General features: G+C 58.1%; 27 protein-coding genes and 1 pseudogene. 12 read left to right on the top strand and 16 right to left on the bottom strand.

The genetic code is table 11. The features are described from left to right. The first annotated feature begins 36 nt into the window (after positions 1-36). Entirely contained in the window at positions 37-1,236 is a 1,200-nt protein-coding gene (locus D4100_RS12655) for an efflux RND transporter periplasmic adaptor subunit (protein WP_119804487.1), read from the top strand. A gap of 3 nt (positions 1,237-1,239) precedes the next feature. Then, positions 1,240-3,189 (top strand): MacB family efflux pump subunit, encoded by a 1,950-nt coding sequence (locus D4100_RS12660; protein WP_119804488.1) that lies wholly within the window; start codon positions 1,240-1,242, stop codon positions 3,187-3,189. 3 nt (positions 3,190-3,192) lie between these two features. Here the strand turns inward: D4100_RS12660 and cysM are convergent, their stop codons facing one another. From cysM to D4100_RS12700, 8 genes are all read right to left on the bottom strand, one after another. After that, positions 3,193-4,074 (bottom strand): cysteine synthase CysM, encoded by an 882-nt coding sequence (cysM, locus tag D4100_RS12665; protein WP_119804512.1) that lies wholly within the window; start codon positions 4,072-4,074, stop codon positions 3,193-3,195. 349 nt (positions 4,075-4,423) lie between these two features. Continuing rightward, the gene (gene cysA, locus D4100_RS12670) at positions 4,424-5,512 is read right to left on the bottom strand and encodes a sulfate/thiosulfate ABC transporter ATP-binding protein CysA (RefSeq protein WP_006317175.1); all 1,089 of its coding nucleotides are present in this window, start codon (positions 5,510-5,512) and stop codon (positions 4,424-4,426) included. Then, positions 5,502-6,377, bottom strand: a complete 876-nt coding sequence (cysW, locus tag D4100_RS12675; RefSeq protein WP_119804489.1) for a sulfate/thiosulfate ABC transporter permease CysW — start codon at positions 6,375-6,377, stop codon at positions 5,502-5,504. Before cysW ends, cysA begins: the two co-directional genes overlap by 11 nt. Continuing rightward, entirely contained in the window at positions 6,377-7,210 is an 834-nt protein-coding gene (cysT, locus tag D4100_RS12680; protein WP_006317173.1) for a sulfate/thiosulfate ABC transporter permease CysT, read from the bottom strand. Before cysT ends, cysW begins: the two co-directional genes overlap by 1 nt. After that, on the bottom strand, positions 7,210-8,232 hold the full coding sequence (locus D4100_RS12685; RefSeq protein ID WP_119804490.1) for a sulfate ABC transporter substrate-binding protein: 1,023 nt from the start codon (positions 8,230-8,232) through the stop codon (positions 7,210-7,212). Before D4100_RS12685 ends, cysT begins: the two co-directional genes overlap by 1 nt. 204 nt (positions 8,233-8,436) lie before the next feature. After that, entirely contained in the window at positions 8,437-9,336 is a 900-nt protein-coding gene (locus tag D4100_RS12690) for a Dyp-type peroxidase (protein ID WP_119804491.1), read from the bottom strand. 165 nt (positions 9,337-9,501) lie between these two features. Further along, positions 9,502-10,086: an RpoE-regulated lipoprotein gene (locus D4100_RS12695; protein WP_006317169.1), complete on the bottom strand. Its 585-nt coding sequence runs from the start codon at positions 10,084-10,086 to the stop codon at positions 9,502-9,504. A gap of 130 nt (positions 10,087-10,216) precedes the next feature. Beyond that, entirely contained in the window at positions 10,217-10,681 is a 465-nt protein-coding gene (locus D4100_RS12700) for a DUF2919 domain-containing protein (protein ID WP_119804492.1), read from the bottom strand. A gap of 171 nt (positions 10,682-10,852) precedes the next feature. Here D4100_RS12700 and D4100_RS12705 point away from each other — a divergent pair, with 171 nt between their 5' ends. Next, positions 10,853-11,245 (top strand): YgiW/YdeI family stress tolerance OB fold protein, encoded by a 393-nt coding sequence (locus D4100_RS12705; protein ID WP_006317164.1) that lies wholly within the window; start codon positions 10,853-10,855, stop codon positions 11,243-11,245. 40 nt (positions 11,246-11,285) lie between these two features. Here the strand turns inward: D4100_RS12705 and D4100_RS12710 are convergent, their stop codons facing one another. Further along, positions 11,286-11,711, bottom strand: a complete 426-nt coding sequence (locus D4100_RS12710; protein WP_006317161.1) for a GNAT family acetyltransferase — start codon at positions 11,709-11,711, stop codon at positions 11,286-11,288. Positions 11,712-11,916: 205 nt separating this feature from the next. Between D4100_RS12710 and amiA the strand changes: the two genes are divergently transcribed. From amiA to D4100_RS12725, 3 genes are all read left to right on the top strand, one after another. Further along, positions 11,917-12,804: an N-acetylmuramoyl-L-alanine amidase AmiA gene (amiA, locus tag D4100_RS12715; RefSeq protein WP_119804493.1), complete on the top strand. Its 888-nt coding sequence runs from the start codon at positions 11,917-11,919 to the stop codon at positions 12,802-12,804. Positions 12,805-12,866: 62 nt separating this feature from the next. Further along, complete coding sequence (gene hemF, locus D4100_RS12720; protein ID WP_119804494.1) at positions 12,867-13,787, top strand: oxygen-dependent coproporphyrinogen oxidase; 921 nt, start codon at positions 12,867-12,869, stop codon at positions 13,785-13,787. Continuing rightward, positions 13,787-14,242 (top strand): YaiI/YqxD family protein, encoded by a 456-nt coding sequence (locus tag D4100_RS12725; protein WP_004947732.1) that lies wholly within the window; start codon positions 13,787-13,789, stop codon positions 14,240-14,242. Before hemF ends, D4100_RS12725 begins: the two co-directional genes overlap by 1 nt. Positions 14,243-14,269: 27 nt before the next feature. Here D4100_RS12725 and D4100_RS12730 read toward each other — a convergent pair whose 3' ends face one another. Beyond that, entirely contained in the window at positions 14,270-15,109 is an 840-nt protein-coding gene (locus D4100_RS12730) for a ChaN family lipoprotein (RefSeq protein ID WP_006317158.1), read from the bottom strand. A gap of 192 nt (positions 15,110-15,301) precedes the next feature. Between D4100_RS12730 and mmuP the strand changes: the two genes are divergently transcribed. Then, positions 15,302-16,711 (top strand): S-methylmethionine permease, encoded by a 1,410-nt coding sequence (mmuP, locus tag D4100_RS12735; protein ID WP_006317157.1) that lies wholly within the window; start codon positions 15,302-15,304, stop codon positions 16,709-16,711. Beyond that, positions 16,701-17,639, top strand: a complete 939-nt coding sequence (mmuM, locus tag D4100_RS12740) for a homocysteine S-methyltransferase (protein ID WP_119804495.1) — start codon at positions 16,701-16,703, stop codon at positions 17,637-17,639. The genes mmuP and mmuM overlap by 11 nt, the downstream gene beginning before the upstream one ends. Before the next feature lie 47 nt (positions 17,640-17,686). Here mmuM and maeB read toward each other — a convergent pair whose 3' ends face one another. From maeB to D4100_RS12760, 5 genes are all read right to left on the bottom strand, one after another. Then, positions 17,687-19,966 carry an NADP-dependent oxaloacetate-decarboxylating malate dehydrogenase gene (gene maeB / locus D4100_RS12745; RefSeq protein ID WP_119804496.1) on the bottom strand — a complete coding sequence of 760 codons (2,280 nt, stop codon included), beginning with the start codon at positions 19,964-19,966 and terminating at the stop codon, positions 17,687-17,689. Positions 19,967-20,142: 176 nt separating this feature from the next. Continuing rightward, the gene (gene lysC / locus D4100_RS25805) at positions 20,143-20,316 is read right to left on the bottom strand and encodes an Rz1-like lysis system protein LysC (RefSeq protein ID WP_006317306.1); all 174 of its coding nucleotides are present in this window, start codon (positions 20,314-20,316) and stop codon (positions 20,143-20,145) included. After that, the gene (locus tag D4100_RS12750) at positions 20,297-20,680 is read right to left on the bottom strand and encodes a DUF2570 family protein (RefSeq protein ID WP_006317307.1); all 384 of its coding nucleotides are present in this window, start codon (positions 20,678-20,680) and stop codon (positions 20,297-20,299) included. The genes lysC and D4100_RS12750 overlap by 20 nt, the downstream gene beginning before the upstream one ends. Continuing rightward, entirely contained in the window at positions 20,677-21,057 is a 381-nt protein-coding gene (chiX, locus tag D4100_RS12755) for an L-Ala D-Glu endopeptidase ChiX (protein WP_472541810.1), read from the bottom strand. The genes D4100_RS12750 and chiX overlap by 4 nt, the downstream gene beginning before the upstream one ends. A 10-nt stretch (positions 21,058-21,067) precedes the next feature. Continuing rightward, complete coding sequence (locus D4100_RS12760; RefSeq protein ID WP_013814027.1) at positions 21,068-21,394, bottom strand: phage holin, lambda family; 327 nt, start codon at positions 21,392-21,394, stop codon at positions 21,068-21,070. Between the two features lie 297 nt (positions 21,395-21,691). Between D4100_RS12760 and chiB the strand changes: the two genes are divergently transcribed. Continuing rightward, complete coding sequence (gene chiB / locus D4100_RS12765; RefSeq protein ID WP_119804497.1) at positions 21,692-23,191, top strand: chitinase ChiB; 1,500 nt, start codon at positions 21,692-21,694, stop codon at positions 23,189-23,191. A 95-nt stretch (positions 23,192-23,286) separates the two neighbouring features. Here the strand turns inward: chiB and D4100_RS12770 are convergent, their stop codons facing one another. Continuing rightward, the gene (locus D4100_RS12770; RefSeq protein ID WP_006317311.1) at positions 23,287-24,228 is read right to left on the bottom strand and encodes a LysR family transcriptional regulator; all 942 of its coding nucleotides are present in this window, start codon (positions 24,226-24,228) and stop codon (positions 23,287-23,289) included. A 406-nt stretch (positions 24,229-24,634) separates the two neighbouring features. Between D4100_RS12770 and cbp21 the strand changes: the two genes are divergently transcribed. From cbp21 to D4100_RS12785, 3 genes and pseudogenes are all read left to right on the top strand, one after another. After that, entirely contained in the window at positions 24,635-25,231 is a 597-nt protein-coding gene (cbp21, locus tag D4100_RS12775) for a chitin-binding protein/chitosanase CBP21 (RefSeq protein ID WP_119804498.1), read from the top strand. A 280-nt stretch (positions 25,232-25,511) separates the two neighbouring features. Further along, positions 25,512-26,462, top strand: a complete 951-nt coding sequence (tal, locus tag D4100_RS12780; RefSeq protein ID WP_004947767.1) for a transaldolase — start codon at positions 25,512-25,514, stop codon at positions 26,460-26,462. A gap of 17 nt (positions 26,463-26,479) precedes the next feature. Further along, positions 26,480-26,849, top strand: a pseudogene (locus D4100_RS12785) (transketolase); the annotation flags it as partial.

A 26,849-nucleotide genomic window follows, 5' to 3' on the forward strand; every position in this document is an offset into this window, starting at 1 on the left:
TTTTGCCGCGCTTTTATGCCAGGGAACCTCTTCGTCATGCCATCGTTTCAACGCTCAAAACGCTATCTGCTGCCCACTGTCATTGTGGCTGCTATCGCCTTATTTCTCTACTTCAGAGCGCAAGGCACCGCCGAAACGCCCCGTTATATCACCGCGGTGGCGCAAACGCGCGATCTGGAACAAACCGTGCTGGCCGATGGCACCATCGAAGCGCAAAAACAGGTCAGCGTCGGCGCGCAGGTCTCCGGTCAGATAAAAGCCCTGCGCGTGGCGCTGGGCGATAAAGTGCATAAAGGGCAGCTGGTGGCCGAGATAGACGATTTAACCCAGCAGAACTCGCTGAGGGACGCAGAAGCGGCATTGAAGAACGTACAGGCGCAACGCGCCTCCAAACTGGCGGCGCTGCGCAACAATCAGCTCGCCTATCAGCGCCAGCAGACCATAGTGGCGCGTGGCGTCGGCGTGCAGGCGGATTTTGACAGCGCCAAAGCCACGCTGGAGGCCACCCGCGCCGATATCAACGCGCTGGACGCGCAGATCGTGCAAGCGCAGATCGCGGTGAATACCGCGCAGGTCAACCTCGGCTATACCAAAATCACCTCGCCGATCGACGGCACCATAGTCGCGCTGCCGGTAGAGGAAGGACAGACGGTGAATGCGGTGCAAAGCGCCCCGACCCTGGTCAAAGTCGCCCGTCTGGACACCATGACCATCGAAGCGCAGATTTCCGAGGCCGACGTGGTGAAGGTGAAAACCGGCATGCCGGTCTATTTCACCATTCTCGGCGATCCGGGCAAACACTACCGCGCCACGCTGCGGGCGATAGAACCGGCACCCGACTCGATCAATGATGAGACCACCACGTCCAGCTCCAGCAGCGCCAGTTCCAGCAGTTCTTCCACCACCAGCACCGCGATTTACTATAACGGCCTGTTCGACGTGGCAAACCCGGACGGCGCGCTGCGCATCTCCATGACCGCGCAGGTGTATATCGTGCTGGCCAGGGCGAAAGGTGCGGTGGTGATCCCCGCCACCGCGCTGCAGGGCGACTGGGTACAAGTGGTGGACGAACAAGGCAATATCGCCCGCCGCCCGGTGAAGGTCGGCATCAATAACAATGTCGATGCGCAGATCATCAGCGGCGTGTTGGCCGGCGAAAAAGTGATTGTCAGCCAGGTCAACGCGGCGACGCAAAGCAGCACGCGGCGTATGGGCCCGCCGCCGATGGGGATGTGATTGATGAACCCACCTCCTCTTTTGCAACTGCGCGGCATCAGCCGCCGTTTTCAGGCCGGCGAACAGAGCGTGACGGTGCTGAACAATATCAATCTCACTATCGGCCAGGGCGAAATGGTGGCGATCGTCGGCGCTTCCGGCTCCGGCAAATCGACGCTGATGAACATTCTCGGCTGCCTGGATCGCCCCAGCGAAGGGGATTATCAGGTCGCCGGGCGCAGCACCGGGCAGTTGGATCGCGATAGCCTGGCCGAACTGCGTCGCGAACATTTCGGTTTTATCTTCCAGCGCTATCACCTGCTGGCAGAACTCACCGCGCAAGACAACGTCGAGGTGCCGGCGGTCTACGCCGGGCGTCAGCGCGCCGTACGCCGCCAGCGTGCCGCCGATCTTTTGCAGCGGCTCGGGCTGGCGGACCGTCTGAACTACCGGCCCAGCCAGCTCTCCGGCGGCCAGCAGCAACGCGTCAGCATCGCACGCGCGTTGATGAACGGCGGTGAAGTGATCCTGGCGGATGAACCGACCGGCGCGCTGGACAGCCACAGCGGGCAAGAAGTCCTGAGCATTCTGAAAGACCTGCATGCACGCGGTCATACGGTGGTGATCGTCACCCATGACATGCAGATCGCCGAACATGCCCAGCGCATTATTGAGCTACGCGACGGCGAGGTTGTCGCCGATCGGCAAAAAAACGCCCAGACCAACGCACTGCTGCCGAAGGTGCCGGAAAGTGCCGGCAGCCGTTGGCAATCGCAGCGCGACCGCTTTTACGAAGCCTTCAAAATGGCGTTGCTGGCGATGGCGTCACAGCGTCTGCGCACCTTATTGACCATGCTCGGCATTATCATCGGCATCGCTTCGGTGGTGTCGGTGGTGGCGCTGGGTAAAGGTTCGCAGCAGCAGGTGCTGGCGAACATCAATGCCATGGGCACCAGCACGCTGGAAATCTACCCGGGCAAGGATTTCGGCGATATGCGCTCTGCGGCGATCCAGACGCTGCGCGCCACCGACGCCGACGCGTTGGCGCAACAGGGATACGTCCACAGCGTGACGCCGACCCTGTCCAGCAGCACCACCTTTCGCTATGGCAATCAATCGGTCAGCGGTACGGTCAATGGCGTAGGCGAGCAATATTTTCTGGTACGCGGTTACAGCATCGACAGCGGCATGGCATTTAACCGCCATAGCGTCGACAACCTGATGCAGGAAGCGGTGATCGACGAAAATACCCGCAATAAACTGTTCCCCAACGGGGCCAATCCGCTCGGCGAAGTGATCCTGCTCGGTTCGCTGCCGTGCCGGATTATCGGCGTCGCCGCCAAAAAACAGAGCGGCTTCGGCAGCGATGAAAACCTGAACGTCTGGATCCCCTACACCACCGTCATGAAACGCATGCTGGGCCAAAGTTACCTGAAGAGCATCACCGTGCGGGTCAACGACGATGTCGACCTCGGCAGCGCCGAGGACGGCGTCACCCGTTTGCTGAGCCAGCGCCACGGCACCAAGGATTTCTTCGTCATGAACACCGACAGCATCCGCCAAACCATTGAGAAAACCACGGCTACCCTGACGCTGTTGGTGTCGATGATCGCGCTGATCTCGCTGGTGGTGGGCGGTATTGGGGTGATGAATATCATGCTGGTGTCGGTCACCGAGCGCACGCGTGAAATCGGCGTGCGCATGGCGGTAGGCGCCCGCGCCGGGGACATCATGCAGCAGTTTTTAATCGAGGCGGTGCTGGTGTGCCTGCTGGGCGGCGCTTTGGGGGTGCTGCTGTCACTGGGGATCGGCGTGCTGTTCAGCCAATTCAGCAGTAACTTCGCCATGATCTACTCCGGGGCCTCGATCGCCGCCGCGTTTGTCTGTTCGACGCTGATCGGGGTGATTTTCGGCTTTTTCCCGGCGAAACGCGCCGCCGGGATGGATCCGATACATGCGTTGGAAAGGGAATAACCTTCAGTCAAAAACGCCGGTGGAGAGATAACGATCGCCGCGATCGCAGATAATCGCCACAATCACGCTGCCTGGGTTCGTCGCAGCAATGCGCAACGCACCGGCCACCGCACCGCCGGAGCTGACGCCGCAGAAAATGCCTTCGCGCTGAGCCAACTGGCGAATGGTCTGCTCGGCGTCGGTTTGCTGGATATCCAGAACCTGATCCACCAGCTCCGGGCGGAATATACCCGGCAGATAGGCCGGTGACCAACGGCGGATGCCGGGAATGCTGCTGCCTTCCGCCGGCTGCAGGCCAATGATTTGCACCTGCGGGTTTTGGCTCTTGAGGTAACCGCCCACGCCGGTAATGGTACCGGTGGTGCCCATGCTGGAGACGAAATGCGTAATGCGCTGGTGGGTCTGTTGCCAGATTTCCGGGCCGGTGGTGGTAAAGTGGGCGTATGGATTATCCAGATTATTGAATTGATCCAGCACTTTGCCCTGCCCTTCGCGCTGCATTTCCAGCGCCAGATCGCGCGCGCCTTCCATCCCCAGTTCACGACTGACCAGAATCAGTTCGGCGCCATAGGCACGCATCGCCGCCTGGCGTTCCTGGCTCATATTTTCCGGCATCAGCAGCTTAAGGGAATAGCCCTTCAGCGCCGCGATCATGGCCAGCGCAATGCCGGTGTTGCCGCTGGTGGCTTCGATCAGCTTGTCGCCGGGTTTTATTTCGCCGCGCAGTTCCGCCTGTTGGATCATCGCCAGCGCGGCGCGATCCTTTACCGACCCCGCAGGGTTGTTGCCTTCCAGTTTGAGCCAGACTTCGCTGCCCAGTCCTGCGGCCAGACGTTGTACTTTTACCAGCGGGGTATTGCCGATGCATTGTTCGAGCGTTGTCACGATCTTTGCCTGTCTGTTGAAGTGCGTAATGTAAAAAGGCAACCCTGGGGTTGCCTTTAAAATAATATTGGCCATAAGGCTGTGTCCCGCAATAGTGCGTGAGCACCGCTGGCGGTCATTTTAGCGCGCAGCAAGGCGCGAGCCGTGAGGTTTGGTGGGCCAAATAAGCGGTTCGTAACACAGGTGCGCGCTCAAATGGCCCCAGCCCTTCGGGTCGCGCCCCAAAAGCCCGTACTCAGCGTTGTCGGGCTTGGACGTAGTACCTCTATGCCCTGCCCCCTCCGCCTTGATTACGGGCTTTTAGGTCTGCGACGGTGCCACGACCTATTACGGGAAACAGCCTAAACTATCAGGCGCTTTTGGCTAACGCAACAGGTTGCAGCAGTTGATCGCCAGCGTACAGACGCGCATTCAGGCTGCCGACATAGTAACGGCCGCCGCGCACCGGGGGTTGGTTGCCCTCCGGCAGCACCACGCTGATGGGTTCCTGGTGCCAGCCGATCGGTTGTACGATCAACTGCCAGAAATGGCCGCGCGGGCTGGCTTCCAGCACCTGTACCGGCAGCGGGCAACGCTCGCTGCTCTCGGTGGCCACTTCCATTTCCCACGGACGCAGGAACAGATCGACGCTGCCCTGATGCATCGGCTGGAACGACAGCGGCCACTGATGCGCGCCGACAAACAGCTGCGAGCCGCGGATTTCGCCGCTCAGGCGGTTCACTTCACCCATAAACTCCAGCACGAAACGGCTGGCCGGTTCACGCATGATTTCGTTCGGTGAGCCAACCTGTTCAATATTGCCCTGGCTCATCACCACGATGCGATCGGCCACTTCCATCGCCTCTTCCTGATCGTGGGTCACGAACACGCTGGTGAATTTCAGCTCTTCGTGCAGTTGGCGCAACCAGCGGCGCAACTCTTTGCGCACCTGCGCGTCCAGCGCACCGAAAGGTTCGTCCAACAGCAGAATTTGCGGCTCTACCGCCAGCGCACGCGCCAACGCCACACGCTGCTTCTGGCCGCCGGAAAGCTGTGACGGGTAACGGTTGGCCAAATGGCCAAGCTGCACCATTTCCAGCAGTTGGGTCACTTTCTGTTTGATCGCCGCCGCGTTCGGGCGCTCACGGCGCGGCAGCACGCTCAGGCCAAAGGCGATATTGTCGAATACCGTCATATGGCGGAACAGCGCGTAATGCTGGAACACGAAGCCCACGCGGCGATCGCGTGCATGCACATGGCTGACGTCGGTGCCATGGAAGCCCAGCTTGCCGCCGCTCTGGCTTTCCAGCCCGGCGATAATACGCAGCAGCGTAGTTTTACCGGAGCCGGACGGCCCCAGCAGCGCGACCATCTCACCGGAGGAAATATCGAGCGAGATATCGTTCAATACCTTGGTACGACCGAAAAATTTGTTGATGCCGCTAATCTCAATGCTCATGATTTTCCTCCCGCTCGAGGCGCGCATTTTGGCGTTCCAGACGCCATTGCAAGCCACTCTTCAAGAATAAGGTAATTATCGCCATCAGGGTCAGCAACCCGGCGGCGGTAAAGGAGCCGACGGTGTTGTAATCCTGTTGCAGCAACTCCACCTGCAGCGGCAGGCTGAAGGTTTCGCCGCGAATAGAACCGGACACTACAGATACCGCACCGAACTCGCCGATGGCGCGCGCGTTGGTCAGCACCACGCCGTACAACAGCGCCCAGCGGATGTTAGGCAACGTGACGCGGCGGAACATCTGCCAGCCGGACGCACCCAGTAAAATGGCGGCCTCGTCTTCCTGGCTGCCCTGGCTGAGCATCATCGGCACCAGCTCACGCACCACGAACGGGCAGGTCACGAAAATGGTCACCAGCACCATGCCCGGCCAGGAGAACATCACCTGGATATTATGCGTATCCAGCCAACCGCCCAGCAGGCCATTGCTGCCGTAAAACAGCAGATAAATCAGCCCCGCCACCACCGGTGAAACGGCGAACGGAATGTCGACCAAGGTCAGCAACAGCTGGCGGCCCGGGAAGGTGAAACGCGTCACCAGCCACGCCAGCAGCGTGCCGAAAATCAGGTTGAACGGCACGGTAATCAACGCGATCAGCACCGTCAGCCAGATGGCGTGCAGCATGTCGCGATCGAGCAAGTTGCCCCACATCGCGCCAACGCCTTTGGAAAAGGCCTCGGCGAAAATCGAAATTATCGGCACCACCAGCAGCAGCACCGAGAACAGCACGCCGATACCGATCAGCGTCCATTTTCCCCAGTTGACGCGCGGGCGTTCGACGCCGTTGAACTCAGAGATATCGGCCATCAGTGCCCCCCGATGCGTCGGCCGAAGCGGCTCTGCAGAACGTTAATGCTAAACAGCAACAGCAGCGACGCCGCCAGAATCACCGAAGCAATCGCGCTGGCCGCCGGATAGTCGAACTCCTGCAAGCGCACGAAGATCATCAGCGACGTCACTTCGGTCTTCCAGGCGATATTGCCGGCGATAAAAATCACCGCGCCAAACTCCCCCAGGCTACGGGTAAAGGAAATCGCCGTGCCGGCCAGCAGCGCCGGTGCAAGCTCAGGGATCACCACGCGGCGGAAACTCTGCCAGCGGGTTGCGCCCAGTGTTTCGGCCGCTTCTTCATATTCCGGCCCTAACTCTTCCAACACCGGTTGCACGGTGCGCACTACGAACGGCAGGCTGGTAAACGCCATCGCCACCGCAATCCCAAGCCAGGTGAAGGTCACCTTGATGTCGAAATACGCCAACCATTGGCCATACCAACCGGTGGTGGAGAACAGCCCCGCCAGCGTCAGGCCGGCCACCGCCGTCGGCAACGCGAACGGCAGATCGATCAGGCCGTCCAACAACGTGCGGCCGGGAAAACGGTAGCGGGTCAGGATCCAGGCCATCAGCATGCCGAACACCGCGTTAAACAGGCTGGCGACGCCCGCCGACAGCAGCGTCACCTTATAGGCCGCCACCACCTGCGGATTGGAAATCACTTCCCAGTATTGCGCCAGGCTCATCTGCGCCAATTGCATCACCAGCGCACTGAGCGGCAACAACAAAATCAGGCAGGTGTAAAACAGGCTGCTCCCCAGGCTGAGGCCGAATCCGGGCAGAACCCGTTTGCTGGACAACGACAACATTACTTATGCCCTGCCGCTAACAGTTGATCCAACTCGCCGCCGGTGGAGAAATGCGTTTTCATCACCTGCGGCCAACCGCCAAACTGATCTTCCACCCGGAACAGCTTGGTGTCCGGGAACTGACCCTTCGCCGCTGCCATCGCCTTTTTGTCGTAAACGCGATAGTAGAAGCTGGTGATCACCTGTTGGGCCGCCGGGCTGTAGAGATAATTGAGGTAGTCTTTGGCTGCCTGTTCGGTGCCGTTTTTCTCAACGTTTTTGTCCACCCAGGCCACCGGGAACTCCGCCAGAATATCGACCGGCGGCACTATGACCTGGTATTTGTCTTCACCGTACTGTTTGCGGATGTTGTTCACTTCCGACTCGAAGCTGATCAGCACATCGCCCAGGCCACGTTCCACAAAGGTGGTAGTCGCGCCGCGACCGCCGGTGTCAAACACCAGCACGTTTTTCAGGAAACGGGTCATGAAGGCGCGGGTTTTGGCCTGATCGTTGCCGTCGGCCTGGCTGGCGGCGCCCCAGGCGGCCAAATAGGTGTAACGGCCGTTGCCGGAGGTTTTCGGGTTCGGGAACACCAGCTTCACATCGTCACGTACCAGATCGTTCCAGCTGTGGATACCCTTCGGGTTGTCCTTGCGCACCAGGAAAGCCATGGTGGAATAGAACGGAGAACTGTTGTTCGGTAAACGGGCCTGCCAGTCTGCCGGGATCAGTTGGCCGCGATCGTGCAGGATCTGTACGTCGCTCACCTGGTTGTAAGTCACCACGTCGGCGCGCAACCCCTGCAGGATCGCCAGCGCCTGCTTGGAAGAACCGGCGTGGGACTGCTTGATGGTCAGCTTGTCGCCCGGGTGCTGCTGGTTCCACTGCTGTTCAAAACCAGGGTTCAGCGCGGTAAACAATTCACGGGAAACGTCATAGGAGCTGTTCAGCAATTCCGTTGCCGAGACGGTGCCGCTGGCTAACAGAGCCGCCGCCAACCATCCTTTCAGCACGATATTTTTAACCCGGGTTTGTTTCATTCTGCACCTTAGCTAACTGAGTCAATCCGTCGGGCTTTCGCCCTGATGTTGACCAGTGTATTTATAACTAGGTGCGGAGCTGTAACGCTTTTATATACCGTTTAGTGATTTTCAAGCATCAAACGCTATAAGGCAGGAGCGGAGCGGTTTCGCTGGGGTGGGAAAGGAATGCCGGGGCCGACATGGCCGACCCCGGTGAGCTCGTCAAAGCGACAGCAAACGCGTCAGCGAAGGAGCAAAGTAATAACTGCCGGTCACCGCACGGCTAAAACGCAACATCGCATCGCGTTTGCCGTCCAGCTCGCCAAACATGCTCAGCAGCTGTTTTTCGATATTATGCAGACGCGCGCAGTAAGCGATAAAATAGAGCCCGTGCTTACCGCTGGCGGTGCCGTAAGGCAGGCTCTGGCGCAGAATTTTCAGGCCCTTGCCGTCTTCTTTCAGATCAACCCGGCTGACGTGCGAAGTCTCTGGCCGCTGATCCGACGGCAGCTCTTCGCTGTCGTGCTTGGTGCGGCCGATAATCTGCTCTTGCTGCTCGGTGGTAAAGCGCTGCCACTGACGCAGATTGTGTTCGTAACGCTGCACCAGCACGTAGCTGCCGCCGGCGTCTTCTTCGCCTTCCGCAATCACCGCCACTTCCGGGCGTTGGTCGCCCTGCGGGTTTTCGGTACCGTCGATGAAGCCGCTCAGATCGCGCTCTTCCACCCAACGGAAGCCGTGGGTTTCCTCTTCAATCTTGATGGCGTTGCCGAACGCTGCCAGCGCCGCCTGCGCCAGCGAGAAGTTAACGTCATGACGCAGAGATTGGATATGGATCAACAGATCGCGCTGGGTGGCCGGCGCCAATCCTTTACCCAGTGGGGTAAACGGCTTCAGCTCTTTTGCCCCCTGGCCGCTGGACAGATCGTGCCAGACGTCGTAACCAAAGGCGATGACCGCCCCCAGGTGCGCATCCGGGAACTGCTGTTGCAGCTCGGTAAGTGTCTGGCAAAACTGCTTGCAGCCCTGACGCAAATCAGCGAATTCGCCCTGTACGGTAGCTTCCATAAAAATGGCGAAACGGCAGTGCTCCAGCAAAATGCCGCTCTGAACCTGTGTCATGTCGTTATCCTCAATAGCAAAATAGGGTAACAGGCCGCTGTTTACACTTGGATTTCCTGTTACAAACGCGCGGTATAATAACGCATGCGTGCCAGATTGCCTTAGCGGAACGCAAAGAAAATAGGGTTAATCACGAGCGCCCCGAGCAGGGCGCCCGAAAGCGGCTTACTGCGGTTTGGCGTGCCAGATGATCTTGCTGACCGTCCAGCTTTTCAGCGTATCGTCCGGCGGGATGATGTCCTGCGGACCGGCCCACTTGCCGCTGAAGATGTAGGTGACGTATTTGCTCTGCTCCGCCACGCACTCTACCTTGCCGGCATCGTCGCCATCGGCTGGTTTGCAAGCGCCAAATGCCTTGCCGTACATGTCGCTGAACGGTGTGCCAAGCTTGTTGCCCCACTCGGTCGCCACTTTGTTGTCCATCACGTCCACACGCTGCACGTGGCCCTTCGGCTCGCCGGTGATCACCAGTTTCACGTCATTGCCGTCCATTGCCTGGTAGTAAGAAACGATCTGGCCCTTGTCGGTCGCCATGCCGCCGCGCAGACGGTAATCGCCGTTCAGCCCGTCGTTGATCGCGCTTTCCGACATCGGCGTGCCGGCGTTGAGATCGCCAACGCCCTTGGCGCTGACCTCAAGGCTGCTGCCGAACCAGTTAAACGGCGACAGGCTCGACCAGGAGAAGTTGGACATCGTCGAACAGCCGGTCAGTAACAGCGGGAGCCCTAACAGCAGTGGGCGAATATTCATTTATAGCTCCTTAACATCAAAGGCATGGGTCAGTCAGGCTGCATGCCAGCCTCTCACAACTGCCCGCGCTACGCCATCGGTTGCGAGATTGGAGTGCGGAAAATGAGAAAAGTGCCGCACCGCGCGGCAATTAAGCCGCCTCTTCTTGTGGCGTGAAGCAAGCCCTCAGCCGCGCGTTCAACAGCAGGTAGGCCAGCGCCAAAGCATCGAGCAACGCCAAAACGCCATCCAGCGCCGGCAAATTGCTGTCCTGCTGCCACAGGCTGAGCAGGGAGCCGCCCAGCGCCGCCAGCACCGAGGCGCTGAGCACCCAACGCCAGGCCCGCCACAGCCGTGGCCACAAATGCCGACGCGGGCCAATCAAAAAAGCCAGCGCAGCCGGCACCCCCAACAGGATGCCATACCAGAACCTTTGGGTATCCGGGTAAAACAGTGGTAACAGTTCTCCCCCCTGTTGCTGCGAGACGCCGGCCATCACAAACAGGATCCAGGTGCGGGCCTGCAAAATCAGTACGCCCCAAAACCACAGCGGCAGGCGCAGCACGCCATGATGATCATAATCGTCGGGGGAAAATCGGTGTGGATACGGCTTCAAGGTCGGTTCCTTGCCTGTTTTATCGTTACTCCATCAAATGGGAGCCGTAACTCTTGTTTTCAATGCGCCCGCTTAAGAAGCTCTTAAGATCTTTATGTTTTACTTGCTTCATCAACACAGCAGTCCTGATTGGCAGGGCTTTGATTCTCGATTGAGATAAGGAAGCTTCAAATGAAAAAATATACCCTGGCCGCTTTGATCGCACTGTGCAGCGCACCGGTTCTGGCACAACAAGGCGGGTTCCTCGACCCTTCCGCACCGCAGACGCAAACCGCTCCGCAGGGCGGCTTCTCCGGCCCCAGCGCCGCACTGACCACTGTGGATAAGGTGAAATCGATGAGCGACGACGCCTGGGTCATGCTGCAAGGCAACATTGAGCAGCGCGTCGGCGACGATACCTATACCTTCCGCGACGCCAGCGGCACCTTGACGGTGGAGATCGACAAAAAACGCTGGAACGGCCAGACCATTACCCCGAAAGATAAAGTGCAGCTGGAAGGAAAAGTGGATAAAGACTGGAGCAGCGTGGAAGTCGATGTGAAAAACATCAAAAAGCTGCCGTAACGCTCAGCAACGGGCGGTGAAAATTCACCGCCTTATTGACTCAATATTCCTGGTCTTCGATCAGCCGTTTGCCCAGGCTGGTGATGCTCTGGATCTCGTAACCGAGTTTTTCGTACATCTCGATCACCGTGTCGTTGTCTTCGCGCACCATCAGTTGGATCTTCGGGCAACCGCGCGCGACCAACTTTTTCTCCAGACGGCTAATCAATGCATTGGCAATGCCGCGCCCGCGATAATCCGGGTGCACGCCCAGGTAATACGCAGAACCACGGTGGCCATCGTAGCCCCCCATCACCGAACCGACCACTTCGCCGCCCACTTCCGCGACCAGAAACAGGTCCGGATCGTGATTCAGTTTGCGCTCAATATCCATCTCGGGATCGTTCCACGGCCGCAGCAGATCGCAGCGCTCCCACAGGGTGATGACTTCTTCAAAGTCGTCTTGTCGAAATACGCGAATTTCCATCGATGTTCGCCGCTGTTAATTAAAGTGTTTATCTGATTATCGCGGGATTATTCACTTAAGCAATATCAAACTGCGATTTCCCACGCCAATCGGGCAGAAAACTGCGGTATCTGGCGTAATAAATGGACATAGTTAACCGTTCGATTAATGATTATCAATACGATATAACGTCGCAAAATAGAATTTATCGATGGAGCGTCGCGTTATGAAAAAGCAGGTTAAACAATTCCTCAATTTTAAACCGCTCTCCGCCTCCCCCACGCGACGTCAGTTATTGCTCTCCGGCCTGGCGCTGGCCCTGGTCGGCTGCAAAAGCCAACCTGCCAAAGCGGAGTCCGGCGGCATGCTGCGCAATCAACACGCCAAACCGGCAGTGAAACCGACCGGCAGCAAACGGCTGGTGATGATCGATCCCGGCCATGGCGGCATCGATTCCGGCGCGGTCGGCAGCGAAGGTTCGCAAGAGAAACACGTGGTGCTGGAGATCGCCAACCACGTACGCCGCATGCTGCATGAGCACGATCACGTCGAAGCCCGGCTGACGCGGGAAGAAGACGAATTTATCCCGCTGTTCCAGCGGGTTGAAATTGCCCACCAGCATCAGGCCGACCTGTTTATTTCGATTCACGCCGACGGTTTTACCAGCCCGGAAGCCTCAGGCGCCTCGGTATTCGCCCTGTCCAACCGCGGCGCCAGCAGCGCCATGGCACGTTATCTCTCCAACCGCGAGAACGCCGCCGATGACGTGGCCGGCGGCAAATATAAAAATCAGGATAACTATCTGCAGCAGGTACTGTTCGATCTGGTGCAGACCGATACCATCAACAACAGCCTGACGCTCGGCCGCCACGTGCTTGGCCAGATCCGCCCGGTGCATCACCTGCACAGCGACAGCACCGAGCAGGCGGCGTTTGCGGTGCTCAAATCCCCGTCCATTCCTTCGGTGCTGGTAGAAACCTCATTCATCACCAACCCGGCGGAAGAACGCCTGCTCGGCACCACCGCGTTTCGCGAGAAAATCGCCCGCGCCATCGCCGACGGCGTGATCAGTTTCTTCAGCTACTACGACGCCCACCAACGAAAAACCGGCTGATAAGCGGCAGCGAATACGGGTATACTTTGCGCCTTGTTCCGTCAGACGCGTGAATTATCCGTATGAGCTTACCGACCATCGCAGAAGTAAAATCCTTCCTGCTATCGCTGCAGGACAGTATCTGCGCGCAACTGGCACAGGCAGACGGCGGCGCCGTTTTCAACGAAGACCGCTGGACGCGTGAAGAAGGCGGCGGTGGCCGCAGCCGCGTGTTGACCGAGGGTGCGGTGTTTGAACAGGCGGGGGTAAACTTCTCGCACGTTTCCGGCGCCACCCTGCCCGCTTCCGCCACTGCGCACCGCCCCGAGCTGGCCGGGCGCAGCTTCCAGGCGATGGGCGTGTCACTGGTGATCCACCCGCACAGCCCTTATATCCCCACCAGCCACGCCAACGTACGTTTTTTCATTGCGGAAAAACCGGGCGAAGAGCCGGTGTGGTGGTTTGGCGGCGGCTTTGATCTGACGCCGTTTTACGGTTTCGAAGAGGATGCCGTCCACTGGCACCGCACCGCCGAGCGGCTCTGTGCGCCCTTCGGTGACGCGGTCTACCCCAAATACAAAAAGTGGTGCGACGACTACTTCTTTATCAAGCACCGCAACGAGGCGCGCGGCATCGGCGGCCTGTTTTTTGACGATCTCAACACCCCAGACTTCGACAGCTGCTTCGCTTTCACCCGCGCGGTGGGCGAAGGTTTCCTCGATGCCTACCTGCCGATCGTGGAAAAACGCAAAGCGCTGAGCTGGGGCGACAACGAGCGCCAGTTCCAGCTCTATCGCCGTGGCCGCTATGTCGAATTCAACCTGGTGTGGGATCGGGGCACGCTGTTCGGCCTGCAAACCGGTGGCCGCACTGAATCCATCCTGATGTCGATGCCGCCTCTGGTGCGCTGGGAATACAACTATCAACCGGCAGAGGGCAGCCCGGAGGCGGCGTTGTACCGTGATTTCCTGCCGGTGCGCGACTGGCTGAAGGAGCCTGAGTAATGCAGATTTGGGTCGATGCGGACGCCTGTCCGAACGTGATCAAAGAAGTGCTGTTCCGCGCCGCCGAGCGCACCGCCATGTCGGTGACGCTGGTGGCCAATCAACCGCTGAGAACGCCGCCGTCAAAACACATCCACACCCTGCAGGTGGCGGCCGGTTTTGACGTGGCGGATAACGAAATCGTCCGCCGCTGCGAAAAAGGCGATCTGGTGATCACCGCCGATATTCCGCTGGCGGCCGAAGTGATAGAAAAAGGCGCAGTGGCGCTGAACCCGCGCGGTGAGCGCTACACGCCGGACACCATCCGCGAACGCCTGAACATGCGCGATTTTATGGATACCCTGCGCTCCAGCGGCATCCAGACCGGCGGCCCGAATACCCTGAACCAGCGCGACCGCCAGCAGTTCGCCAACGAGCTGGACAAGTGGCTGCAGCAGGCGAAACGGGCGCAGTAACGGCGCCGCTTTCCCCCGGCGGCACCGTCATTTTACCGGCGGCGTGATCCACAGGTAATCCGCCGTTTGGTCGTCAACCTGCGCGCCCTGCTCCGCCAGCATCAACACCGTCGGCTGCGCGCCCGGTTGCAGATCTTGCACATGCAGCGGCACCCCCACCCATTTTGAAGCGTGATAACCACCGGCAATCAACAGCGTCGGCGTTGGGGCAGCCAGCAGGCGCTCGGCCATGCGTCGATCGCGCTGCTGTTGGATTGCCAGCATCGCGCGCAGCTGTTGGGGTTCGATTTTTCCGCCGTGCGAAGCGCGAATGGTATCTTCCAGCGCCTTCTGCACCGCCGGGCGTACCGACAATTGCCCCTTCGGAAACACAGGCTGCCGGTAAAACGCCATGATTTCCTCGCGATCCAGGTTGGCCGACCAAAGCGGATACGGCGCGCGCATCGCCGCCATCACCACTTCGCCGTACAGCGACCATTTCCAGCCTTTCTGCCAGTCAATCAACTGCGCCACGCGCTCATCGCGCACGGCAGGATTTGCCAACAGCTCCTGTTTGACCTTGTCCACGTTGGCCTGCTGGTTCGGGGTGATCATCTCCATCAGTACGCTACCCTGCGGCCGCTGCTGCGCCAGGTTTTGCACCAACCACAGTTCAATCCGATGATGATGGGGATTGTCGTGCTTTTCCCCGACGATCACCCTTGGTTGGGCGGCCAGGCGGGCAAGAAGCTGATCAGGCGACAAGGTTGCGCCGCTGCGTAAATCGGTAATTTTCCCCAGGCCGTCAAGGGTGTTTTTCGGTACGGGCACCGGGGTCTGGCTGCAAGCGCCAAGTGCCAGCGCGGCCAGTAAAATCAGAATTCTCATGCTGCCCCCTGCAATAAAAAGTGCAGGCATTATAGATAATAATTATCATTTGCATATGGTTATCCCCCCACCCTGAGACACCGCTAACTATTTTTTAGTTTATGACGTCGGGTCTTACATTGATTTCATCAAGTATTACGGGTATAACCAATAGCCATTTAGCTGCTTAGACGTCTATACGGATGGAATACCATGCACTCACCTGAACCCGCCGAAGGGCACTTCAAACGCACCATGAAAGCCCGGCATCTGGTGATGCTGTCGCTGGGCGGTGTGATCGGCACCGGGTTGTTCTTCAACACCGGCTATATCATTTCCACGACCGGCGCTCTAGGCACCCTGCTGGCCTATTTGATCGGCGCATTGGTGGTTTATCTGGTGATGCTGTGCCTGGGCGAACTGGCCGTCGCGATGCCGGAAACCGGCGCCTTCCACGTCTATGCCTCACGTTATCTTGGCCCGGCTACCGGCTATACCGTCGCCTGGCTGTATTGGCTGACCTGGACGGTGGCGCTGGGCTCCAGCCTGACCGCCGCCGGTTTTTGCATGCAGTATTGGTTCCCGCAGTCGCCGGTGTGGCTGTGGTGCCTGATCTTCTGCGCGGCGATTTTCCTGCTCAATGTGATCACTACCCGCTTCTTTGCCGAAAGCGAATTCTGGTTCTCGCTGATCAAGGTCGTCACCATTCTGGCCTTTATCATTCTGGGCGGCGCCGCGATGTTCGGCCTGCTGCCGATGAAAGACGGCACGCCTGCCCCTTTCCTGCATAATCTGACCGCCTCCGGCTGGCTGCCGAACGGTACGCTGCCGATCCTGATGACCATGGTGGCGGTGAACTTCGCTTTCTCCGGCACCGAGCTTATCGGCATTGCGGCCGGTGAAACCGAGAACCCGGAAAAGGTGGTGCCCTGGGCGATACGCACCACGGTGATCCGCCTGATGCTGTTCTTTATCGGCACGGTATTTATTCTGGCCGCGCTGATCCCGATGGATCAGGCCGGGATTGTGAAAAGCCCGTTCGTGCTGGTGTTTGAACGCATTGGCATACCTTATGCCGCCGATATCTTTAATTTCGTGATCCTGACCGCCATCTTGTCGGCCGCCAATTCCGGTCTGTACGCCTCGGGCCGCATGTTGTGGTCATTGGCCAACCAGCGCACCCTGCCGGCCTATTTTTCCCGCGTCAATAAACGCGGCATCCCGATCAATGCATTGACCTTCAGCATGCTCGGCGGCGTGCTGGCGCTGCTGACCAGCGTTATCGCGCCGGACACGGTGTTTGTCGCGCTGTCGGCCATTTCCGGCTTTGCGGTGGTGGCGGTCTGGCTGAGCATCTGCGCGGCGCATTACGCCTTCCGCCGCCATTATCTGCGCAGCGGTCAGCCGATCGAGGGCCTGAAATACCGTGCGCCGGGTTACCCTTTGACGCCGATCCTCGGCTTCGCCCTGTGCCTGCTGGCCTGCGTAGGGCTGGCTTTCGATCCGGCGCAGCGCATCGCGCTTTATTGCGGGCTGCCGTTTGTCGCCCTGTGCTACTTCGCCTATTATCTGACCCGCCGCGCCGGGCAAAAATCTTCGTTGGGAGAGAATCATGTCCGTTAACAATACCGTCGCCGCCTTATTGGCCGCTAACCGCACGCTGATTTTAGACGGTGCGCTGGCTACCGAACTGGAGGCACGCGGCTGCGACCTCAGCGATCCGCTGTGGTCGGCAAAAGTGCTGATTGAAAATCCCGAGCTGATTTATCAGGTTCACCTCGACTATTTCAACGCCGGGGCGCAATGCGCCATCACCGCCAGTTACCAGGCGACGCCGCTGGGCTTCCAGCGCCGCGGTCTGAACCAGCAGCAATCGCTGGCGCTGATCGCCAAAAGCGTGCAACTGGCGCAACAGGCGCGCAGCGACTATCTGGCGCAACATCCGCAGGCCGCACCGCTGTTGATCGCAGGCTCCGTGGGGCCTTATGGCGCCTATCTCGCCGACGGTTCCGAATACCGCGGCGATTATTCGCTGCCGCAGGAAGAGATGATCGCCTTCCATCGCCCGCGCATTGCCGCGCTGGCCGAGGCCGGGGTCGATCTGCTGGCCTGCGAGACGCTGCCGTCGTTCAGCGAGCTGCAGGCGTTGCTGGCCTTGTTGCAGGAGTTCCCGACGCTCGGCGCCTGGTTCGCTTTCACCCTGCGCGACAGCCAGCATCTCAGCGACGGCACGCCGCTGACGCAGGTGCTGGCAGCACTGCACGGCAATCCGCAGGTGTTGGCGATTGGCATCAACTGCATTGCGCTGGAAAACGTCACCCCGGCGTTGCGGCAGTTGGCCACACTTACCGACAAACCGCTGTTGGTCTATCCGAACTCCGGCGAGCATTACGACGCGGTAACCAAAACCTGGCATGCCTGCGGGAGCGAGAGTGGCAGCCTGATCGAGCAGATTGGGGAATGGCAAAACGTGGGCGCCCGGCTGATTGGCGGCTGCTGCCGCACTACGCCGCAGGATATCCGCCAGATCGCCGCACGCTGCAAGGCATAAAAAAGCCCCCTGCGCCAGAACGCAGGGGGCTTGTCGTCACTCGAGGCTTATAGCGGTTCGGTCTGCGCTTCCACCACCGCCAACGCCACCATGTTGACGATACGGCGCACCGAGGCGATTGGCGTCAGGATGTGTACCGGTTTCGATACCCCCATCAGCACCGGCCCCACGGTCACCCCTTCCGAAGAGGATACGCGCAGCAGGTTGTAACTGATGCGCGCCGCTTCCATATTCGGCATGATCAACACGTTGGCTGCGCCTTTCAGCGGGCTGTCCGGCATCAGATCGTGACGGATACTCTCAACCAGCGCGGCGTCGCCGTGCATCTCGCCGTCAATCTCCAGTTCTGGCGCCAATTGGTTCACCAACTCCAGCGTTTTGCGCATTTTGCGCGCCGCCGGGCAGTCAGAGGAACCGAAGCTGGAGTGGGACAGCAGCGCGACTTTCGGCTCAATGCCGAAGCGGCGCACGGTTTCCGCCGCCATCAGGGTGATTTCCGCCAGTTGTTCCGGCGTCGGATCGTCGTTGACATAGGTGTCGGCAATAAAGGTATTGCCGCTTGGCAGCAACAACGCATTCATCGCCCCGGCGACGTGCGCACCCTTGCGGAAGCCGAACACGTTTTTCACGACGTCATAGTGCTCGTGGTAGCTGCCGATGGTGCCGCAGATCATTGCATCCGCCTCGCCGCGATGCAGCATGATGGCGGCAATCAGCGTCGGGTTGCCAATCACCGCACGGCGCGCCTGCTCTTGCGAAACGCCGCGGCGCTTCATGATCTGGTAATACTCGCCCCAGTATTCGTTGAAACGCGGGTCGGACTCGTTGTTCACCACTTCAAAATCTTTGCCCGGCGTCAATTGCAGGCCGAGCTTTTGCAACCGCATCTCAATCACGCTCGGGCGGCCGACCAGGATCGGATAGGCCAGGCCCTGCGACACCAACTCTTGGGTCGCATGCAACACCCTTTCCTCTTCACCTTCCGCCAGCACCACACGCTTCATTTCCTTCTTCGCCAGGGCAAAGATCGGCTTCATGAACAGGTTGGTTTTGTAGACGAACTCGGACAGTTTTTCGACGTAGGCGTCAAAGTCTTCGATCGGACGCGTCGCCACGCCGGACTCCATCGCCGCCCTGGCCACCGCCGGGGCAATTTTAACGATCAGGCGCGGGTCGAAAGGTTTCGGAATGATGTATTCAGGGCCAAACGACAGGTCCTGATCGCCATAGGCGGAAGCCACCACGTCGTTCTGTTCCGCCAGCGCCAGATCGGCAATCGCATGCACGCAGGCCAGCTTCATCTCTTCGTTAATGGTGGTGGCGCCCACGTCCAGCGCCCCGCGGAAGATGAACGGGAAGCACAGCACGTTGTTCACCTGGTTCGGGTAGTCGGAACGGCCGGTACAGATAATGGCATCCGGACGCACGGCTTTCGCCAGCGGCGGCAGAATTTCCGGTTCCGGGTTGGCCAACGCCATGATCAACGGATCCCTGTCCATGGTTTTCACCATGTCCTGGGTCAGCACGCCCGGGCCGGAACAGCCGAGGAAGATATCGGCATTGGGGATCGCATCCCCCAGCGTGCGCTGGCCGTTATCTTCGATGGCATAAGCCGCCTTGGTTTGCTCCATGTTGGCGTCGCGCCCCTTGTAGATCACCCCTTTGGAGTCGCAAACGGTGATGTTTTGCTGACGCAAACCCAGCGCCACCAACAAGTTCAGACAGGCTATCGACGCCGCACCGGCACCGGAAACCACCAGCCGCACGTCGGAGATATTCTTTTTCACTACCCGCAGGCCGTTCAGCACTGCGGCGGTGGTAATAATGGCGGTGCCGTGCTGATCGTCATGAAATACCGGGATCTTCATGCGCTCGCGCAGTTTTTGCTCGATGTAGAAACACTCCGGCGCCTTGATGTCTTCCAGATTGATGCCGCCAAAGGTTGGCTCGAGGGAAGCGATGATGTCGATCAGCTTGTCGGGGTTAAGTTCATCCACTTCGATATCGAACACGTCGATACCGGAAAACTTTTTGAACAGAACGCCTTTGCCTTCCATGACCGGCTTACCGGCCAATGCGCCGATATTGCCCAGCCCCAGTACCGCCGTGCCGTTGGAAATCACCGCGACCAGGTTACCGCGGGCGGTGTATTTGTAGGCCGCCAGCGGATCGGCGGCAATTTCCAGGCAAGGGGCGGCAACGCCCGGTGAATAGGCCAGCGCCAGATCGCGTTGCGTTGCCAGAGGTTTGGTTGGAGAGACCTGGATCTTCCCTGGGACCGGAAACTGATGGAAATCAAGGGCACTCTGTTTGAGCTGTTCGTCCATTATGGGTTCCTTTGCTTTTTGCTTTTATGTTGAGGTAAGACTTGTAAACCTTTAAGGCTAGACCAGTATAGTGAGAGAAACGTCACAAACTTTGAAGCGGGCCATAACCTTGATCGAAATAATTTTATAAAAGTAAAAAAACAGATCCCACAGGACGAGAAACAAGAATACTGCCGTCAATGCAACGGCAGTTTTGCTCGCCAGGCGTTGAGCGTCGCCACCCGGCCCGCGCAAATTTGCCATGCGGCTTGCAATGCCAGCGTATAGCTGACGGCATCGCCCCAGGTGTCGCCCTGCAACAGAGGTTGCTCGCAGGGCGTGAAGACGGATTCAGGGGGCAACAGCACCACGGGCGTCGGTACCGCTGGCGGCCGGGCGCAGGAGCTCAAGCACAGCGCCAGGCATAGGCCGCCCAGCGCAGGCATCATTTTTAATCGCTTCACGGTATTTCCTCTGGTAAACGTCGCTTTGCTGCCGCAACTGCTGTTCCTGTTGCTGCTGAGAGGCCATCAGCGCACGGTTCTGCGCATCCTGGGTTTGCAGCGTGGCGATAAGCCCGGCCTGTTGCGCCAAGGTCTTTTGCTGTTCGGCCGCCTGCCGCCGCGCCAGCTCCAGCCGGTGCGACAGCAGTGAACTGTAACCGCCGAGGCAAATCGCCACCGCCAACAGCAGCAGCAACCCACCCTGCATGATCTTGTTCAGCCAACCGCTCATGCCGGGTAATCCCTGAAGGAGAGCTGGAAATGCGGCCCGTCCTTCAGTGTGCGCCACTCGCCGCCCCACTCGACGCTGACGGCACATTCACGCGCCGCGCGGCGTACCGCCACGGCAATTTGCGCGTAGTAATCCCACTCCCAGGACACCACGCCCGCCGGCATCGCCACCACATCCACCGCGTGCCCGGTCAGATGCCGGCTCCTCAGCGTCTGGCTTTTGCCGGTGCGCAACATGTCACGCTGCCGCGCCATGCTGCGTACGCCTTCGCTGATGGAAAAGGGCACCAGCGAATAATTCAACGCCAACCGCATCACCCGCACCAGATCCGGATGCACGCCAATTAAATTGTCCTCACTGCGTGCGGTAAAGCGCATTTCCTGAATTTCATTTAACATTTTTTAACCCCGTCTTCTTGCCAATGATTTTTTTAATTAATGCGCTAATATAATCAGCGCCCAGAAAGCCAATCAGCACGCTGGCAAGATTCGCCCATTTTAATTCCAGGCCTGCCAGCGCCAATGCATCACGCACCGTCCAGGCCAATAAAGCGCACATGCCTGCATTTAATAACCGACGTCGCATCCCTACGTTGCGATAGGCGCCATGCAAAAGCGCCATGATGCCGGCCAAAATGGCATTCATTGCCGGCTGAAGGTATTCACACGCTCGCTGAATAATTAAGCCAACAGCGTCTGGCTCTAAGCTGGACATAGCTACTCTCCTGTTTTTAATTTTAATTAAATGCCAATCACCGCCGGCAGGATATCGGTACAGTCAGAATCTAGTTAAGGATGCTATAACAAAGCAAATGAATAAAAACAGTGTCTATGGTCAAATTCATTCACGCTCAACACTGGCACAACAGTCTCCTTGAATAACGACGAACATCGAATAAAAAATTCATCTTTACTGTGATTTATTTCGACTTCTCTTTATCAGATAAATAAACATTTAATAGCGCCGAGAGAATCACTCTCGATGACAAAACCTTAACTCTGGAGAAATACTATGTCTGTACGTAAAGCGGTTATTGGTTATTATTTCATTCCGACCAACCAAATTAATAACTATACCGAATCCGATACCTCAATCGTGCCTTTCCCGGTGTCCAATATCACGCCGGCCAAGGCCAAACAGCTGACCCACATTAATTTCTCGTTCCTCGACATTAACAGCAATCTGGAATGCGCCTGGGATCCGGCAACCATAGATGCCAAGGCACGCGATGTGGTCGGTCGGTTGACCGCGCTGAAAGCGCACAACCCCAGCCTGCGCATCATGTTCTCCATTGGCGGCTGGTATTATTCCAACGATCTGGGCGTTTCCCATGCCAACTACGTCAACGCGGTGAAAACCCCGGCGGCGCGTACCAAATTCGCGCAATCCTGCGTACGCATCATGAAAGACTATGGCTTTGACGGCGTAGATATCGACTGGGAATACCCGCAGAGCAGCGAGGTGGACGGTTTTGTCGCCGCGCTGCAAGAGATCCGTATCCTGCTGGATCAACAGACCCAGGCCGATGGCCGCCAGGCGCTGCCATACCAACTGACCATCGCCGGGGCCGGCGGCGCGTTCTTCCTGTCGCGCTACTACAGCAAGCTGCCGCAGATCGTCGCCTCGCTCGATTACATCAACCTGATGACTTACGATCTGGCCGGCCCATGGGAGAAAATCACCAACCATCAGGCGGCGCTGTTTGGTGACAGCGCCGGGCCGGCCTTCTATAACGCGCTGCGCGAAGCCAATCTGGGCTGGAGCTGGGAAGAGCTGACCCGCGCCTTCCCCAGCCCATTCAGCCTGACGGTGGACGCCGCCGTACAGCAACACCTGATGCTGGAAGGCGTGCCAAGCAGCAAAATCGTCATGGGTGTCCCCTTCTATGGCCGCGCCTTCAAGGGCGTCAACGGCAGCAACGGCGGCCAATACAGCAGCCACAGCACACCGGGGGAAGATCCGTTCCCGGGCACCGATTACTGGCTGGTGGGCTGCGAAGAGTGCATCCGCGACAAGGACCCGCGCATCGCCTCTTACCGCCAACTGGAACAGATGCTGCTCGGCAACTACGGCTATCAGCGCCTGTGGAACGACAAGACCAAAACGCCGTACCTGTACCATGCGGCCAACGGCCTGTTCGTGACTTATGACGACGTCGAAAGCTTCAAGTACAAGGCGAAATACATCAAGCAGCAGCAACTGGGCGGCGTGATGTTCTGGCACCTGGGGCAGGACAACCGCAACGGCGATCTGCTGGCCTCGCTGGACCGCTATTTCAACGCTGCCGATTATGACGATAGCCAGTTGGATATGGGTACCGGCCTGCGCTATACCGGCGTCGGCCCCGGCAATCTGCCGATCATGAGCGCGCCTGCGTACGTGGCGGGCACTACCTACCCGCAGGGCGCGCTGGTGTCTTATCAGGGTTACGTCTGGCAAACCAAGTGGGGCTTTATCACTTCCGTACCAGGCTCCGACAGCGCCTGGCTGAAAGTGGGCCGCGTAGTTTAACCGCATAAAAAAACCCCGTGGCTCGCGCTGCGGGGTTTCTTACTCAGTTAACCGTTTAATGATCGCATTCCTTTGCCATTAGCGCATCGCTGCCCTTAGTTGTTACACCAAGGGTAACCCCCATCCCGCACCACTTCGCGCCCCATCAGGCTGAAAACGTCGCTTTTACACGTCAGGCGTTCATGCCACCAGGTAAAACCGGTCCCCTTACTGGCCGGGTGCCAGGCCAGCCAAATCATTTCGTCACCTTTTTGCATATCGACCGGTACCGTCACCAGTTCGCCGCTCGCCAGCTCTTTTTCGATCAGCGAAGGCGGCAGAAAACCGTGGCCGATACCGCGTTTCAACAGCGCCAGCTTGCTCTCGACGTCGCAAACCACCAGTTGGCGCTGCAACGGCATCGTGCCGTGGTTGCGCTTTGGCAGCTCGTGGCTGCTGTCGGCGATCACCACCACGATGTCATTCAACCGCTGATTTTTATCCACCGGTTTTTTCTGTGCGGCAAAGGGATGCGAAGGCGAAACGCACAGCACGAAATTCAGCTTGCCGAGCATCAGCGTCTTGGCCTGCACGCTGTCCGGGATCTGGCCAATGGCGATAATCAAATCCGCCCGATTGTTCTTCAGCGCATCCCAGGTGCCGTTCAGCGCTTCCCTCTGCACCGAAATGTTGGCGTTCGGGCTGTGCTGAATATAGTCACGTATATCCTGGGTGAGGGTTTCCAACGGAAAGAACTTATCGACGACGATGCGGATATTATTATCGAGTTTCGGGATATTTCTCACCCGGCTCTCGAGATCCTGCACCGCATTTAAAATCCAGCTGCCCTCTTGCAGCAGGAATTCCCCTTCATCCGTTAGGGTAATCATCGGGCCATTTCGATGAAATAATTTCACGCAGAGTTTACTTTCAATATTGGAAACCCGATAAGATATCGCCGAAGGCGTTTTATGCAGCGCTTCCGCCGCCATAGAGAAAGAGCCGGTACTTTTTATGGTGCTGATTATTTTAATCGCATCCAGGGATAATCTAGTCATACTAATTCCTCTTTGACATAAAATAAGAAAAATTGACACTAAATCCCCAGGCAACTGGCGCGTAAAAAACGTTCAAGTCATACAAGAGTAAGCAAAACAACAAGCAATATACTCCATATCGGAGAGCATCATCTGAAAGAGTATTCATCAATCCATTAAGTAAAATTCATCATGACGCTGCGATTTTAGACAGCAGCGTTTAAATAAATTCAATCAAAGAGTGAAAGACATTCATCATAATAACTTTAGTTAATAGCCGATAAAACATTCCATCCTCATCCATGACACGAATGATAAAAATAAAACAAGCCACCCATAATGATGTTTTTTAATTTCGTTAATGACCTCTCATTTCAGTGGTGAAAATACACTCAACTTACAATATAACTTCAGTCAGGAGTGACTCATGAACAATACTTCTCGTACCCTTATGGCTTTCGGTCTGCTGAGCGCCGCTCTGTTTGGCGTATCACAACAGGCTAACGCCCACGGCTATGTCGAAACACCGGCCAGCCGTTCCTACCAGTGCAAACTGCAGCTCAATACCCAGTGCGGCAGCGTGCAGTACGAGCCGCAAAGCGTCGAAGGTCTGAAAGGTTTCCCGCAGAACGGTCCGGCGGACGGTCATATCGCCAGCGCCGACAAGAGCACCTTCTTCGAGCTGGATCAGCAAACGCCAACCCGTTGGAACAAGCTCAATCTGCACACCGGTGCCAACTCCTTTACCTGGCGGCTGACCGCCCGTCACAGCACCACCGGTTGGCGCTATTTCATTACCAAACCAAACTGGGATGCGTCGCAGCCGCTGACCCGTGCCTCCTTTGACCTGACGCCGTTCTGCCAATACAACGACGGCGGCGCGATCCCAGCCGCGCAGGTCACCCACCAGTGCAACATACCGGCAGACCGCAGCGGTTCGCATGTGATCCTCGCCGTGTGGGACGTAGCAGACACGGCCAATGCCTTCTATCAGGCGATTGACGTGAATTTGAGCAAACAGTAAATAATCGGAGGAAGTCCCCTGGGGTTCAGCCGGGCGCTGAACCCTTTTTTATCGCTGTAGCCTCCTACTCTGCTCGCCGCATACCCCACGCCAAAAAACCTATTCTCGCAGGTGCAACCCGCAGCCGGCCTGGCTCGGGACAGGATCCATTGTTCTTATCCATCGCAACAATCAGAAAAAGCGCATTTTATTCATCAGGCTTATGATGCAGTGTGTTCACCCTATGATGAAAAAGGTTCTCATTTCCCTACATGTTTGGCACTGATCAAGGAGCGTATAAATGAACCAATTAGATGCACTCAAGCAGCTGACGACGGTCGTGGCCGACAGCGGCGATATTGAATCCATCCGCCAGTTCGAACCCCAGGACGCCACTACCAACCCTTCGCTGATCCTGAAAGCCGCTGCGCTGCCGCAATATAAGCCACTGATCGTCGAAGCGCTGAACTATGCCCGCCAACAGGGCGGCAGCAAAGAAACCCAGCTGATTAACGCCGGCGACAAACTGGCGGTCAACATTGGCGTCGAGATCCTGAAAAGCGTGCCGGGCCGTATCTCCACCGAGGTGGACGCCCGTTTGTCGTTCGATCGCGGCATGTGCGTGGCCAAAGCGCGCAAATTGATTGGCCTGTATCAGGAACAGGGCATCGACAAGTCCCGCATCCTGATCAAACTGGCATCGACCTGGGAAGGCATCAAAGCCGCCGAGGAACTGGAAAAAGAAGGCATCAACACCAATCTGACGCTGCTGTTCTCTTTCGCCCAGGCTCGCGCCTGCGCCGAAGCCGGCGTGTTCCTGATTTCGCCTTTCGTCGGCCGCATCTATGACTGGTACCAGGCTAAGCAGCCTGCCGCCGAGTACGATGCCGAGCAGGATCCTGGCGTGAAATCGGTGCGCACCATTTATGAATACTACAAACAGCACCGCTATCAGACGGTGATCATGGGTGCCAGCTTCCGCAAGGTGGAGCAGATCCTGGCCCTGGCCGGCTGCGATCGCCTGACCATAGCGCCGAACCTGCTGGAACAGCTCAAACACAGCGAGCAACCGGTCGAGCGCAAACTGACGCCGTCCACCGAAGGTTTCTATCAACCCGCACCACTGGCCGAAGCCGAATTCCGCTGGCTGCATAATCAAGACGCCATGGCGGTCGAGAAACTGGCCGAGGGTATCCGCCTGTTCGCCGTTGACCAGCAGAAGCTGGAAGACATGCTGGCCGCTGAACTGTAATTATTTTGGAGTTATCAATGTCCTCTCGCAAGCAACTCGCCAACGCCATCCGCGCACTCAGCATGGACGCCGTACAAAAAGCAAATTCCGGCCATCCGGGCGCACCTATGGGCATGGCGGACATCGCCGAAGTCCTGTGGCGCGACTATATGAACCACAACCCGACCAACCCGCACTGGGCTGACCGCGACCGCTTCGTGCTGTCCAATGGCCACGGCTCCATGTTGATTTACAGCCTGCTGCACCTCACCGGCTACGATCTGCCGATGAGCGAGCTGGAAAACTTCCGCCAGCTGCACTCCAAAACCCCGGGCCACCCGGAATACGGCTACACCCCAGGCGTCGAAACCACCACCGGCCCGCTGGGCCAGGGCATCGCCAACGCCG

Origin of the sequence: Serratia inhibens (assembly GCF_003591175.1) — a bacterium.
In the GTDB taxonomy this organism is placed as follows: domain Bacteria; phylum Pseudomonadota; class Gammaproteobacteria; order Enterobacterales; family Enterobacteriaceae; genus Serratia; species Serratia inhibens.